9 protein-coding genes are annotated in these 15,041 nt (G+C 65.5%); 3 read left to right on the forward strand and 6 right to left on the reverse strand.

What is annotated here, in order from left to right; all coding sequences use genetic code 11:
• Positions 1-280 precede the first annotated feature (280 nt).
• Entirely contained in the window at positions 281-6,685 is a 6,405-nt protein-coding gene (locus MJ8_RS18055; protein ID WP_201410178.1) for a kinesin, read from the forward strand.
• 88 nt (positions 6,686-6,773) lie between these two features.
• On the opposite strand, the gene MJ8_RS18060 is transcribed toward MJ8_RS18055, so the two are convergent.
• From MJ8_RS18060 to MJ8_RS18075, 4 genes are all read right to left on the reverse strand, one after another.
• The gene (locus tag MJ8_RS18060; protein ID WP_201410179.1) at positions 6,774-7,385 is read right to left on the reverse strand and encodes an ABC-type transport auxiliary lipoprotein family protein; all 612 of its coding nucleotides are present in this window, start codon (positions 7,383-7,385) and stop codon (positions 6,774-6,776) included.
• Positions 7,386-7,464: 79 nt separating this feature from the next.
• Positions 7,465-8,838, reverse strand: coding sequence for an MlaD family protein (locus MJ8_RS18065; protein ID WP_201410180.1), 1,374 nt, complete (start codon positions 8,836-8,838; stop codon positions 7,465-7,467).
• Between the two features lie 14 nt (positions 8,839-8,852).
• On the reverse strand, positions 8,853-9,662 hold the full coding sequence (locus tag MJ8_RS18070; protein WP_201410181.1) for an ABC transporter ATP-binding protein: 810 nt from the start codon (positions 9,660-9,662) through the stop codon (positions 8,853-8,855).
• 1 nt (position 9,663) lies between these two features.
• Entirely contained in the window at positions 9,664-10,851 is a 1,188-nt protein-coding gene (locus MJ8_RS18075; RefSeq protein WP_201410182.1) for an ABC transporter permease, read from the reverse strand.
• Positions 10,852-10,928: 77 nt separating this feature from the next.
• On the opposite strand from MJ8_RS18075, the gene dgcA reads away from it, so the two are divergent.
• Positions 10,929-11,912: an N-acetyl-D-Glu racemase DgcA gene (gene dgcA / locus MJ8_RS18080; protein WP_201410183.1), complete on the forward strand. Its 984-nt coding sequence runs from the start codon at positions 10,929-10,931 to the stop codon at positions 11,910-11,912.
• Here the strand turns inward: dgcA and MJ8_RS18085 are convergent.
• Positions 11,883-13,097: an MFS transporter gene (locus MJ8_RS18085; protein WP_201410184.1), complete on the reverse strand. Its 1,215-nt coding sequence runs from the start codon at positions 13,095-13,097 to the stop codon at positions 11,883-11,885. The genes dgcA and MJ8_RS18085 overlap by 30 nt on opposite strands.
• Before the next feature lie 188 nt (positions 13,098-13,285).
• Complete coding sequence (locus tag MJ8_RS18090) at positions 13,286-14,116, reverse strand: UDP-2,3-diacylglucosamine diphosphatase (RefSeq protein ID WP_412177067.1); 831 nt, start codon at positions 14,114-14,116, stop codon at positions 13,286-13,288.
• A gap of 121 nt (positions 14,117-14,237) precedes the next feature.
• On the opposite strand from MJ8_RS18090, the gene MJ8_RS18095 reads away from it, so the two are divergent.
• A complete protein-coding gene (locus MJ8_RS18095; RefSeq protein ID WP_201410185.1) occupies positions 14,238-15,017 on the forward strand; it encodes an SDR family oxidoreductase in 780 nt (259 codons plus the stop codon).
• Positions 15,018-15,041 lie beyond the last annotated feature (24 nt).

Consider the following 15,041-nt stretch of genomic DNA (forward strand, 5'->3'; position numbering starts at 1 on the left):
CGGGCAGACGGGCCCAAGAAAATAGGCGACTCCGGTCGCCAAGGGGTTAACGATTGCAGGGGAAAAATGTTGTCACCGGGGCGGCCGGATCACGCTTCCGTTAACCCTATATTTAAAGTTTTACGTATCGCCCGGAATGCATGTTTTCTTTACCCCTGTGTGTCATTACGATACGAAGGTCCATTTTTCAGCCTCCTGCTCGGGATAGACAAGCCAGAATCGGGCCAGAATCAGGCCAAAATCATAAGTCCCGCGGCAGCTAGTACAGGGTAGCGAAGGCATGGCTAAGAAACCAACGACGACCAAGTCTCTCGACAGCGACGTAGCCGCGGAACTGGAAAAGGCGCTCGACCTTGACCTTAACGGCGACGAAGGCGGCCTCGATATGGCGGCGTCGATGGAAGATCTCGAGGCGCAGATCTCGGCGGCGGCCGACGAACTGGCGCGCGAGGGCCGCAGCCAGAGGGCGGAGCCGGCGAACAACCCTCAGCCCGCTCCCCAGCCCCCCAAGGCGCCCGCGGCCAAGCCGGCCGAATTGCGGCCCGTCGAGCCGCGCAACGGACAGCCGTCCGGCTTTACGCCTCCCGCAGGCTTCACGCCCGCCAATGACGACCGCCAGAAGGACTATAAGACGCTGCTGCACAGCCTCAACCGGCGCGCGTCGAGCACCGTCTATTGGGTGATCGCCTTCATTTCGCTGGCCTGGATCGCCGGCGCCGGCGGCCTGGCCAATCTCTTGTTCGGCCCCGGCATCTGGAAGATCCGCACCTTCGACCAGTTCTTCGCCCGCCCCGAGCTGATCGGCCTGGCGGTCGCCGCGATCGTTCCGGTCATCCTGTTCTGGGCGTTCGCGGCCATGATTCGGCGCGCGCAGGAGATGCGCATCGCCGCGCAATCCATGACCGAGGTCGCCTTCCGCCTGGCGGAGCCGGAAAACCTCGCCCAGGACCGCGTCATGATGATCGGCCAGGCCGTTCGCCGCGAGGTGGCGGCCATGGGCGAAGGCATCGAGCGGACCCTCGCTCGCGCGGTCGAGCTCGAAACGCTCGTCCATGGCGAAGTCAGCCAGCTCGAACGCTCCTATTCCGAAAACGAGGCCCGCATCCGTTCGTTGGTCGATGGTCTGGGCAGCGAGCGCGAGGCGGTCGTCACCCATGCCGAGCGCGTGCGCGCCTCGATTGCCAGCGCCCACGAGACGCTGCGCGACGAGATCGGCTCGGCCAGCGACATCATCCGCGACTCGATCCTCAACGCCTCGACCAAGCTGTCGATGACGATCAACAATTCCGGCGACACGCTGATCGATCGCATCAATGAGAGCTCGATGTCGATCTTTGATTCCGTCGAATCGCGCCTGGACAGCATCACCGACCGGCTTTCGACCTCCGGCGAGGCTTTCGCCAGCCTGCTCGACACCCGTATCGCCAAGCTGACCGACACCACGGACGGCCTCACCCGCTCGCTGACCGACCTGCTCGACGACCGCACCAATGGCATGGTCTCGCTGCTCGGCGGCGCTGCGCGCACGCTGAATTCGGAATTCGAGGCGAGCCTCAGCGGCATCGAGCGGACGCTGGCCGAGCGCGGCCAGGCGCTGATCAGCGAATTCCAGACCCGCGCCGAAGCGCTCGACACCGGCACCCAAAAGCTCAACGCCGCCCTTGAAGCCCGCGCCCGCCAGATCAACGAGACGATGGTGGAGCGCGCGAAGGAAATCGCCCACGCCTTCGCCGAGAGCAAGGACACGCTGTCGGCGATGATCGATCAGGGCAAGACCCAGATCGGCGCCGATATGGCCGACATCATCTCGTCGACCTCCTCGATGCTCGAAGCCCGCGCCACCGACTTTGCCGGCCGCATGGAAGCGGCCCGGCATGTGGTGTCGCGGTCCTTTGATTCTGACATCCAGCGGCTTGCCGACGCCCGCGCCGGCATCGAGGAAGCGGTCGAGAACCACAGCCGCTCGCTTTCGGAAAGCCGCGAACGCATGGCCGCCGCCATGCAGGAGGACCTGGCGAAATTCGCCGAGGGCCGCGCCGCGATCGATGCCGCCGTCACCAATCAGGTGCAGAAGCTGGCCGAAGGTCGCGGCTTGATCTCGCGCGCGCTGGAAGAAGACCTGCGCAAGGTCAACGAATCGCGCGCGGCTATCGACGCCTCGCTGGGCAGCCATCTGGAGCGGATCGAGGAAGGCCGCAACCGGCTCGCCCAGGCGCTGAACGAAGACTCCGACAGGCTCGTCCAAGCCCGTACAATGATTGACGAAATGGTCGCCGGCCATGTCGGGAAGCTGGCCGAGGGCCGCAACATCCTTGCGCGCGCCCTTGAAGCCGATCTCGGCAAGCTGCAGGACAGCCGCGCCTCGATCGACGGCCTGGTCGCCGGTCAGGTCGAGAAGATCGCCGAGGGCCGTGCCGTGCTCGCCAAGGCACTCGAGACCGACATAATCGGCATCAGGAACCTGATCGAGACCCACTCGACCAAGCTCGCCGAGGACCGCGGCGAGCTCAGCCGCGCGCTTGAAAGCGATCTGAGCGGCATCCGCGGCCTGATCGACAGCCACGCCGGCAAGCTCGCCGAGGACCGCAGCCTGCTGTCGCAGACGCTGGAAGCCGACCTCGCCAAGCTCGCCGAAAGCCGTGCCTCGATCGACGGGCTGGTTGCCGGCCAGGTCGAGAAGCTCGCCGAAGGCCGCGATATCCTCAAGCGCGCGCTGGAAGCCGACCTCAACACCATCAAGGGTGCCATTGCGGGACACTCGGACAAGGTGCTGGAGGACCGCGCCCAACTGTCGAAAGCGCTCGAAGCCGACCTGCAGGCCGTCAGCGGCGCCATCGCCGATCACCAGAGCAGGCTCGCGCAGGATCGCTCGACCTTGTCGAAGGCCTTGGAGGATGACCTCCAGACTGTAAGCGGTGCCATCGCCGACCATCAGAACCGGCTTGTCCAGGACCGTTCCGTGCTGTCGAAGTCGCTGGAGGACGATCTCGCCAAGCTCGCCGAGAGCCGCTCCAGCATCGACGGGCTGGTCGCCGGCCAGGTCGAGAAGCTCGCCGAGGGCCGCGACATCCTCAAGCGTGCGCTGGAAGCAGACCTCAATACGATCCAGGGCGCGATCGTCGATCATTCGCAGAAGATCACCGGCCACCGCGCCGAGCTTTCGCGCGCGCTTGAGGCCGATATGGCCAGCGCCAGCGGCCTCATGCAGACCCATGCCGACCAGCTGTCGCAGAACCGCGCGACGCTCTCCAAGGCGCTCGAGGACGATCTCGCGAAGCTCGCCGAGAGCCGCGCCTCGATCGATGGCCTGGTGTCCGGCCAGGTCGAGAAGCTCGCGGAAGGCCGCGACATCCTCAAGCGCGCGCTGGAAGCGGACCTTGCCAAGCTGGCCGAGAGCCGCGCCTCGATCGACGGCCTCGTCGCCGGCCAGGTCGAGAAGCTTGCCGAAGGCCGCGACATCCTCACGCGCGCGCTCGAAGCCGACCTTGCCAAGCTGGCGGAAAGCCGTGCCGGCATCGACGGACTGGTCGCCGGTCAGGTCGAGAAGCTCGCCGAAGGCCGCGACGTGCTCACCCGCGCCCTAGAGGCCGACCTCGCCAAGCTGGCGGAAAGCCGTGCCGGTATCGACGGGCTCGTCGCCGGCCAGGTCGAAAAGCTCGCCGAGGGCCGCGATATCCTGAAGCGCGCCCTTGAAGCCGACCTTCAGAAGCTGACCGAAAGCCGCTCCGAGATCGACAACGTCATCGCCGGCCATGTCGGCAAGCTGTCCGAAGGCCGCGATATGCTGGCCCGCGCCCTGGAGGATGATCTCGCCAAACTCGCCGATGCGCGCAGGGACGTCGACCGTTCGGTGGCCGGCCATATCGACCAGATCGCCGCCAGGAGCAGCGACATCTCGGCGGCGATTGCCGCCGACGTCGAGAAGATCGAGCAGGCCTTCAGCCGCCAGACCGGTATCATCGAAGAGCGCGCCGGCACCATGGAGCGTGCGCTGTCGACCGGCGTCGACAATGTGCGCGGCGTGCTGGAAAAGACCGCCGTGTTCGTGGCTGGCGCGCTGCGCGACAAGGTCATGGAGGTCACCAGCGCCCTGCATGAGCAGGCAGGCGCCGCCTTCAGCGACGCCGATCGCAAGATCGCCGAGCGCGCCGAGCAGACTTCCGCCGCGCTGCTTGCCAGGGCCGAAGACATCGCCCAGGCCTTCGAGGCAGCCGACCGCCGCCTCCACGAACGCGCCCAGGACACGTCCAACATGCTGATGGCGCGCGCCGACGACGCATCGAACGCGCTCATGGCCCGTGCCGAGGAGACCGCCGACAAGCTCGCCACGCGCGCCGGCGAGATCGCCAACACCTTCGACGCGGCCGACCAGAAGCTGGTTGCCCGCGCCGTCGAGACGGCGCAGTCGCTGGCCGCCCGCGCCGGCGACATCCTGCGCAACTTCGAGGGCGCCGACGAGCGGTTGTCGATGCGTATCACCGAATCGGCCGAAGCGCTGGCCGCCCGCGCCAGCGATCTCGGCCGCATCTTCGACGCCGCGGACCAGCACCTGATCTCGCGTATTGCTGAAGGCTCGGAAGCGTTGTCGTCGCGGGCGTCCGAAATTGCCCGCATCTTCGACGATGCCGACAGCCGCCTGGTGTCGCGCATCGCCTCGAGCACCTCGACCATCGGCGAGCACGCCGACACGATCGTCGGCGCCTTCGCCGCCACCGAGCAGCGTGTCGCCGACCGGGCCCGCCAGACCGGCCAGGAGCTTGCCGTGCATGCCCGCGAGATCGAGCAGGCGCTGGCCGGCGCCGACGAGCGGCTTGCCGCAAGCGCCGCTGCCGCCGCTTCCCGCGTCGAGGACCAGGTCGCGAGCGTGGAAAGCCGCCTCGCCTACAGCGCCGAAACCATGGGCCAGAAGCTCAACGAGCAGGTCTCAAGCGCCGAGGCCCAGCTCATCTCGCGCGCCAACGTCATTGCCGAGACCTTCACGGCAGTCGGCCAGCATATCGGCCACAGCACCAACGAGGCCGCGCGCACGATCGGCGCCAACACCCGCGAGCTCAACACCATGCTCGCGGCGCGTTCGGCCGAGATGGCCAAAATCCTCGACGAGACCGCCAAGCCGTTGGTCGAGCGCTTCGCCCAGGGCGGCTCCGAGCTGCAGCGCAGCATGGAAGAGGTCGCCGAACGGGCGGCCGAGAAACTGCGCAGCGAGAACACGAACCTCGTCAATGCTCTCGCCAGCCGCACGGCCGAAACGCTGTCGGCCGTCGAAGGCGCTCGCTCGTCGCTCGCCGACAGCGTGGCCGATCTCATCGGCCGCATGACGACCTCCAGCGCGCAGCTCGGGCAGCTCATCGAGCAGGCGGCCGTCAACCTCGGCCAGGTCGAGGAGCGGCTCTCCGGCAGCACGCAGAGCTTCGCCGCGACCACCGAGAAGGCCGCCCAGACCTTCGCCAGCTCGGCGCGTCTCGTCGATTCCAACACGACGCGGCTCACCGACCTGTCCTCGGCGACGCTGCGCGAGGTGGCCTCGATCGCGACCAAGTTCGACGAGCACAGCCGGCTGCTCTCCAGCGCCTCCAACCTGCTCAGCTCCGCGCAGAGCAATCTCGAGCACACGCTGGAGCGTCAATCCTCGCTGGAAGACCTCGCCGTCGGCCTGGTCAAGAAGTCCGAAGACCTCGAGAAGGTGATGCGCTCCTTCGAGAACCTCGTCGGCCAGACGATGCAGACCGCGGAAGGCCGCACGATGGAATCGGCGGAAAAGATCCGCACCGCCATCGCCGAGGTCATCGATTCGGCGACGCGTCGCTTTGCCGACGCCACCGAGGAGATGCGCCGCACCGCGGGCTCGATCAAGAGCGAGTTGGATCTCACTCGCGCCGAGCTGAAGAAGGGCGTCATCGAGATGCCTGAAGAGGCCAAGGAATCGACCTCGGCCATCCGTCGCGCTGTCGCGGAGCAGATCAACGCGCTCAAGGAACTGTCGGATATCGTTGCGAAATCCGGCCGCAGCGGCTCAAGCGAACAAGGCGAACCCCGCGGTCTGCGCCCTGCTCCGCAGGCACCGGCCCGCGCCGCCGAGCCACCGCTGCGCCGCCCGCCGGCGCCGCAGCCGCAGCCGCAACCCACGGCGCGCGCTCCGCAGGCACCGCTTGCCGAGACCACGCTGCGCGGCACGCTCGACCTGGAGCGCCCCGCCGAAGCGCCGCGCCGCGAGAACGGCAAGACGCCACAGGGCGGCTGGGTGCGCGACCTCCTGACCAATGCCTCGCGCGAGGAAGAGCTGCGGCCGGCAGCGCCGGCGGAAGCGCCACGCGCGACGCCGGCCCAGCGCTCGCCTCTGCATGTCATGGAGTCGCTCAACTCGCTCTCCGTCGACATCGCGCGGGCCATCGACCACGACGCCTCGATCGAGCTGTGGAACCGCTACCGGCGCGGCGAGCGCGACGTGTTCACGCGTCGCCTCTACACGCTCAAGGGCCAGCAGACCTTCGACGAGATCCGCCGCAAGTATCAGGTCGAGGCGGAATTCCGCGCCGCGGTCGACCGCTACTGCGAGGATTTCGAGAAGCTGCTCAAGGATGTCTCGCGCAACGACCGCGACAACATTATGGCGCAGACCTATCTGACCTCCGACACCGGCAAGGTCTACACCATGCTGGCCCACGCCAGCGGACGGCTGCACTGACGCCGGCAAGCAGAATCGGAACTGAAAAAGGCGGGTCTCGACCCGCCTTTTTCATATCCATGATTTCGACTGTCGGGTTGGCCGGCGCTCAGATCGTCTGGTCCGTCCAGCGGACGATGTCCTTCGCCGCCTGGCCGAAGGCGTTGTCCAGCGCGCCGACGTAAGCCGCGTTGCCGCTGCCGGAGACCGGCGCACTCGCGGTGAAGTTCTTCGAGGCGCGTACCTCCCCGTTGCGGTCGTTCAGGATACGCACGAACAGGTCGACATCGGCATGCTCGCCGCCATCGACGCGCACTTCGAAGGAGCGCACCTCGACGATGATCTGGTAGTCGATCGCCAGCCCCTCGCCCGGCTTGCCGACGCCGGCAAAGCTGCCGGAGCGCTGGAAGGTCTCCGCCAGCCTCGCCTGCACGATCAGCGGCAGGCGGTCCGCCCATTGCGCGCCCTTGAGGAACTGGATCGACCGGTCCGAGGGCCTGATGACGATGTTCTGGCTGTCCAGCGCCTTGAGCGCCGACGGCTGGGCGATCAGGATCTGGCGGCGGCTGTGAGCGCGAACGTCGACCGACGGCGCCGACAATTCGAACGTATCGAGCGGCGCCGGCTTGCCGCCGAGGGCCGCGCAGCCGGCAAGCGCAAGCACCAGCAATGCTGCCGCGGACGATCTGAAACTCCCCGCTACCACCCTCACTGACTTCACGCGCGATCCCCGTTGTCCCCGGACCTTACGATCAACCCGCTTTTGCGGTTCATTTTCTTGGCGGTCGCGGCGGCCGAAGTCAACGCCGTGCCCTTCCATCGAATTGTCGGACCTCACCGTCGCCGCCGGACAGAATGCGCTGCGGATTGCGGCTGAGGTCGGTCACCGCCTCCTCGATGCGGTTGATCGAGCGGCGGCTGTCCTGCACCAGCGCTTCCACATTCTGCAGGCCCTGGCCGGAGAAGCGCGACAGGTTGTCGACGATGGTGCCGAGGCGGGAGTTCAGCGTGTCGGCCACCTGCTTGAAGGATTTCAGCGTCGCCCTGGCATCGGCCATCACGCCGTTGGCCTCGCCGGAGCCGAGGAGATTGTCGACTTTGGCCAGAATGCCGTCGACGCGCACAGAAGCGTCGTTGAGGCGCTGCGCAAGCTGGCGGGCATTCTTGATCGTGTCGTTGATGTCATCGGAGCGGTTGGCGATCTTGTCGGTCACCTTGGCGATGTCGGACGCCGCCTTGTCGGCGCTGGCGCTGGCCTTCTGGATGTTGGCCAAAGCGGTCTTGACATCCGCCGGATCGATGCCGTCGAGCACGCCGTTGACCTTGGCCAGCGTCCCTTGCGTCTGCTTGGCGAAATCGTTGATCGAGCCGACCGCCGTATTGACGTTGCCGATGACCGTGTCGAACTGCTTCGAGGTCTCCTTCAGGTTCGCCGTCACCGTATCGACATTGGCCACGATGCTTTTGATCTGGTCCTTGTCGACGGAATTGAGCAGGCCTTCGGCGGCCTTCAACGTGCTGTCGAGCCGGCCCGAGACGTTCTTCAGCTGATCGGAGAGCGAGCTCACCGCCGACAGGAACTTGTCGATGCCGTCGGAATTCTTGGCCAGCGCGTCCGAGAAGGTCTCGACATTCTTGACCGTCTGCGTTAGCGGGCCGCGAACGTCCTTGGTGAAGCCTTCGAGCTCGCTCAGCACCTTGTCGGCGCGGGTGAAGATGTTCTGCGCCGTCTGCAGAAGGTTGGTGACCGCCGACGGATTGGCGGTGATCTCGGGGATCCTGCCCTCTTTCTCCGCCTCGTCGAGCAGCTTCGCCTCCTTGGGATCGGCGCCGCGGAGCTCGATATTGGCCTGACCGGTCAAGCCGGCCAGGCCAATATCGGCCTGTGTGGACTTGGTGATCGGCGTCATGCGATCGATCTCGGTGTCGGCGATGGCCACCGTCGGATTGTCGACGTCGATGTAAACCCGTTTGACGTCACCGACCTTGACGCCGTTGAACAGCACGAAGCTGCCGCGGCCGAGGCCGGAGGCCGAACCTGGAATGCGCACGCGCAGCATTGTCGTTTCGCCTCTGTCGCCAATCGCCGCGGTCCAGTAGACGAAGGCGAAGGCCGCCAGGATCGCGCCCAGCGTGAAGATGCCGACGATGACGTAGTTGGCTCTGGTTTCCATTGCCCCACTTATGGCTATGCGCGCGCCGCAAGATCAAGTTGCCGGGCGCGTTTTCCGCGGAAATAGGATTTCACCCACGGCTCCTCGCTCTTCAGCATGTCGTCGATCGTGCCTTCGACCAGCACCCGCTTCTTGCCGAGCACCGCGACGTGATCGCAAGCGGTGAACAGCGTATCGAGATCGTGCGTGACCATGTAGACGGTCAGGTCCATCGTGTCGCGCAGCTTGACGACCAGCTCGTCGAATTCGGCCGCGCTGATCGGATCGAGCCCCGATGTCGGCTCGTCGAGAAAGACGATGTCCGGGTCGAGCGCCAGCGCGCGCGCCAGCGCCGCGCGCTTGATCATGCCGCCGGACAGCTCGGAGGGAAATTTCTGTGCGGCGTCGGCCGGCAATCCGACCAGCTCGATCTTGAGCAATGCGAGCTCGTCCATCAGCGCCCTTGGCAGGTCGAGATATTCGCGCATCGGCACTTGCACGTTTTCCAGCACCGTCAGCGCCGAAAACAGCGCGCCATGCTGGAAAAGGACGCCGAGCCGCATGTCGATCCGCAGCCGATCGACCTCGCTTGCCTTGTCGACATCGACACCGAACAGTTTGATCGTTCCTGATTGCTTGGGCATCAGTCCCAATATGGTGCGCAACAGCACCGATTTGCCGGCGCCCGAGGCGCCGACGAAGCCGAGGATTTCCCCGCGCTTGATGTCGAGGGAAAGCTTGTCGAGGATCAGATTGTCTTCGATGGCGACGGTGACGTCGCGCACCGAAAGCACGATCTCGTCATCGTTCGCGTCCCCAGCCGTGGCACCGTTGCCGTTCGCCATCTCAGAACCCGATCGCTGCGTAGAACATGGCGAAAAGCCCGTCGAGAATGATGACGACGAAGATCGACTTCACCACGGACGCGGTCACGTGCAGGCCGAGCGATTCGGCGCTGCCGCCGACTTTCATGCCCTCGACCGATGCGATGATGCCGATGATCAGGGCCATGAATGGCGCCTTGATCAGGCCGGCGAAGATGGTGCTGAGATCGATGGCCACACGCAGCCTGTCGATGAACGCTGCCGGCGGAATGTCGGAATAGAGCCAGGCAGCGACGATGCCCCCGGCGAGGGCCGCGAAATTGGCGATGATGGTGAGGCATGGCAGCCCGATCACCAGCGCGACGAGCCGCGGAAAGACCAGCACGCCGATCGGGTTGAGGCCGATCACCTTCAGCGCGTCGACCTCCTCGCGCATCTTCATCGAGCCGATCTCGGCGGTGATGGCGCTGCCCGAACGTCCCGCGAGCATGATCGCCGTCATCAGCACGCCGAGCTCGCGCAGGATGAGCACGCCGACGAGGTCGACGACGAAGATGTTGGCGCCGAAATAGCTGAGCTGATAGGCGCCCTGCTGGGCGACGATGGCGCCGACGATGGCCGACATCAGCACCACCACCGGTATCGCGCCGACGCCCATGCGATCGATCTGGTTGAAGATCGCGGCGGGATTGACCGCGTGACCGCGTCCGAGCTTCATCTGCGCGCCGCGGATCGTGGCGCCGAGGATGTTCATCGAGGCGACGAAATCGTCCCGCATCTCATAGACGCGGCGGCCGACCAGTTCCAGCGCGCGCAGGATGATGTTGGGCGGACCGGCCGTGCCCGATTCAGGCTCGCGGCGGACCGCGTCTCCGACCGCGCCGAGCAGGATCGAGGCGATCTCGCTCTGACCCTGCAGATGGACCTCGACGCCTTTCTTCTCGAAGGCGCTGGCCAGCCGATCGATCAGCCAGGCGCCGGCAGTGTCCATTTTCTCGATGTTGGAAAGATCGAGCGTCAGCTGTTTCGCGCCGCTTCTCTGCTCGATCTTGCGCATGTCGGCATCGACCGCCGCGACGGTGCGCGTCGTCCACACGCCGGAAAAGGCGCAGCCTAGCACGCCGCCTTCCTCGCCCACGGCAACGCGCGGCCGGTGCTCGGCGTCCTTGGCGGCCTCGCCGCTTGCGTTGCGTTTGCGGATGGTCAACATGGCGCCCTGTTTAGCGTGACGGGACGGGCGTGTCGATTTGCCGGCAGACCGGTGTCGCACAGCCGGAGAAGAAAATTATGGCGCGTGTCATTTCGGTCGAAATGGAGCGATTCCCGATCGCCGGCACCTTCACCATCTCACGCGGGTCCAAAACCGAGGCCGAAGTCATCACCGTAACGATCACTGAACAGGGACGTTCCGGGCGCGGCGAATGCGTGCCCTACAAGCGCTATGGCGAGACCATGGAGGGGGTGCGCGCAGCCATCGAGGCCATGCGCGATCCGATCCTCGCCGGCATCGGCCGGACCGCTCTGCTCGCGGCCATGCCCGCGGGCGCCGCGCGAAACGCCATCGATTGCGCCCTTTGGGACCTGGAAGCCAAGCTGACCGGCACGCCCGTAGCGGCGGCGATCGGCATTCTTCAGACCAGGCCGCTGGAAACCGCCTACACCTTGTCTCTCGCTGAACCGGAAGCCATGGCGGCGCAAGCACGCGCCAACGCCGCGCGGCCCTTGCTCAAGGTCAAGATCGGCGGCGACAACGACATGGCGAGGATCCGCGCCGTAACGGAGGCCGCTCCCGAAAGCCGCATCATCCTCGATGCCAATGAGGGCTGGACCGACGAAAATGTCGAGGCGAACCTCGCCTTCGCCGCGCAGCACGGCATCGCGCTGGTGGAACAGCCGCTGCCGGCCGGCAAGGACGATATCCTGCGCCGGATCGCGCATCCGGTGCCGGTCTGCGCCGACGAAAGCGTGCATGCCGCGAAGGATCTCGATGCGCTGGTCGGCCTCTACGACGCCGTCAACATCAAGCTCGACAAGTCCGGCGGCCTGACGGAAGCGTTGACATTGCGCGACCGCGCGCGCGACCTGGGCTTCGGCATCATGGTGGGCTGCATGGTCGGCACCTCGCTTGCCATGGCGCCGGCGGTGCTGTTGGCGCAGGATGCCGACTTCGTCGACCTCGACGGTCCGCTGCTCTTGGCGCGCGATCGCGAGCCCGGGCTCGTCTACCAGGGATCGCTCGTTTCATCCCCTGACAGGGTGCTTTGGGGCTGAGCGGGAAGCGAGGCCTATCAGCACCATGCCAATGATGGCGATCGGGATCATCGCCCAGAAGCCGTCGACGCCCAGGCGGTCGTAGAGCGGGCCGGAGGCAAGCGTCACCGCCGCCATGAAGAAGCCATTGAAGAAATAGGCGATGCCTTGCGCGGCCCCGGTGCGCTCCTCGGAAACCGTCTCGCCGATCATCTTCTGCAGACCGATCAAAACCATCGCCACCGACACCGAATGCAGCGACTGGACAAGGAAGAAGCCGGCGACGCCAAGACCGAGCGGCCAGACGAGCGGAAAGGCGATCCAGCGCACGATCGAGCCGATGCCGGCGATCACCATTACCCTGACGACCGAGACCGAAGCAAAAATACGATTGAAGAACAGGAACATGCAGACTTCGGACACCACGCCCCAGGCCCATAGCAGGCCGACGACGGAATCGCCGATGCCGATCGATTTCCAGTAGATCGACACGAAGCCGTAAAGGAAGGCGTGGCTGGCGGTGATGACGCCGACGCCGAGCGTGAAATAGAGGAAATAGGCGTTGAACAGGCTCGGCGCCTTATGCTGGATCTCGGTGGCCGACAGTGGCGAGGCCTTGCGGGGCCGCCCCATGCGCGGTGCCGCCACTGCCGCGACCAGGGCCGCGCCGAGTGCGACGAAGATGATGGCCGGAACCGCTTGCGGACCCGTCGCCGCCAGGATGAAGCCGCCCACGACATTGGCGCCGAGATAAGAGATTGAACCCCATTTGCGCATGGCCGTGTAATTGGAGCCGAAGCGCCGCACGCCGGACAGCGCCAGCGAATCGGCCATCGGCGAATGCGGCGTCCAGACGATCGTCAGCAACAGCGACACGGCGAGCACGATGGCGTAGGTGGCCGGAAGGAAGTAGCCAGCCGAGATGACCATCGAGGCCGCGACCAGAACGATGTAGACATTGGCGCGGTCCTTCGCCCGGTCGGCGAGCGCCGTCAGCATCGGCGTCGTCATCACGCGCAGGAACATCGGCGCCGCCAGGATGACGGCGATCTGCTCCGCATGAAAACCTTTCGCCTGCAGCCAGAGCGGAAAATAAGGCAGGTGCGTGCCTTGCGACACGAACAAGGTCGCGAAGATCAGGCTCATGCGCAATTCGAAATGGCTTGGTTTGACGAGTTGCTCGGGCGACAGGGGCGGCAGCGACATGAATCGATCCAATTACGCTGCAATCGACGGCCTGCAACGCGTCTCGATCCCTAACATGCAGCAAGGCGCGGCGGAACTGGCTGGATCAATCGATCGGCGGCAAAGCTGTTGACGAACTGCGCAGGGAAGCAGGCTGCGCGCGTCAGCGCGACGAAGGCGGCAGCCCGACCCGCGACGTGCGGCTGCGTTCAGGCGGCCTGAGCTGCCCTGCCCTTGAGATCGATGATGTCGATCGGCACCAGCGTTTCGTTGCCGGCCGAAGCCTCAGGCAGCACATGCGCCCAGGTCAGGATTTCCATGCGGCCATCGAAATGCTCGACCACCGCCGTGCAGCTTTCCACCCAGTCGCCGGTGTTGATGTACTGCACGTCGCCATAGCTTTCGATGGCGGCGTGATGGATATGGCCGCAGATCACGCCATCGACATGCGAGCGCCGGGCTTCTTCCGAAAGCACCGTCTGGAACGAGCCGATGAAGTTCACCGCCTTCTTCACCTTGACCTTGGCCCAGGACGAGAACGACCAGTAAGGCAGGCCGAGCAGATGGCGCAGCTTCGTCACCACCCGGTTGATCAGCATCGCCGTGTCATAGGCATAGTCGCCAAGATAGGCGAGCCAGCGCTGGTTGTGCACCACCGTGTCGAACTGGTCGCCATGGATGACCAGCAGGCGCCGGCCGTCGGCGGTCTCGTGAATGGCGCGGTCGGCGACGACGATGCCGCCGAAATGCACGCCCTGGAACTGGCGCGCGAATTCGTCGTGATTGCCGGCGATATAGGTGATCGAGGCGCCCTTGCGCGCCTTGCGCAGCAGCTTCTGCACCACGTCGTTGTGGCTCTGCGGCCAATGCCAGCTGCGCCGCAGCCGCCAGCCATCGACGATATCGCCGACAAGGTAGATGATCTCAGCATCGTGATACCGCAGGAAATCGATCAGGAAATCGGCCTTGGCCGCCTTCGAGCCGAGATGCACGTCGGAAATGAACATTGCGCGGAAAGTGCGGGGCTCTGGGTCTGACATCACGATTTACCCTTTGCTTTCGCGTGCCTATGCCCCGATTCATGCAACAACCGTATGACGGTTGCGGTTGGTCCAGCCCAGGCGCTAGCCTGCGTGCCAAACGCATCAGGAGAAAATCACCATGGATCTCGGCATTCGCGGCAAGAAGGCCATCGTCTGTGCTTCGAGCAAGGGACTTGGAAAAGGCTGCGCCATGGCGCTGGCCGAGGCGGGCGTCGACCTCGTCGTCAACGGGCGCAACGCTGAGCTTCTGGCCAGGACCGCCGCCGAAATTCGCGAAAAGTTCGGCGTCACGGTGGTCGAAGTCGCAGGCGATGTGTCGAAGCCCGAGGTGCAGAAGGCGCTGCTTGCCGCCTGTCCCGAACCCGACATCCTGGTCAACAACAATGGCGGCCCGCCGCTGCGCGACTTCCGCGAGCTCGACCGCGCCAAGATCCTCGAGGGTGTGACCCAGAACATGGTGACGCCCATCGAGCTGATCCAGGCGGTGATCGACGGCATGGCCAAGCGCGGCTTCGGCCGCATCGTCAACATCACTTCGCTGTCGGTCTATGTGCCGATCCCCGGCCTTGACCTGTCGTCCGGCGCGCGCGCCGGCCTGACCTCCTTCCTCGCCGGGGTGGCGCGCACCGTGATCGACCGCAACGTCACCATCAACAGCCTCCTGCCCGGCAAGCTCGATACCGACCGGCTGCGCGGCCCGCATGAGGCCGGCACTCCGGAAGACCCGTCCGCTGCCGCAGCGCGCAAGGCCCGCATCAGTGCCGACGTGCCGGCGAAACGTCTCGGCACGCCGGAGGAGTTCGGCCAGATCTGCGCCTTCCTCTGCTCGGTCCATGCCGGCTATCTCACCGGCCAGAACATCCCGGTCGACGGCGGCCTCTACGTCAGCGCGTTCTGATCGCCGCCAATTCAAAAAGCTTGA

The organism is Mesorhizobium sp. J8, from assembly GCF_016591715.1.
In the GTDB taxonomy this organism is placed as follows: Bacteria; Pseudomonadota; Alphaproteobacteria; order Rhizobiales; family Rhizobiaceae; genus Mesorhizobium.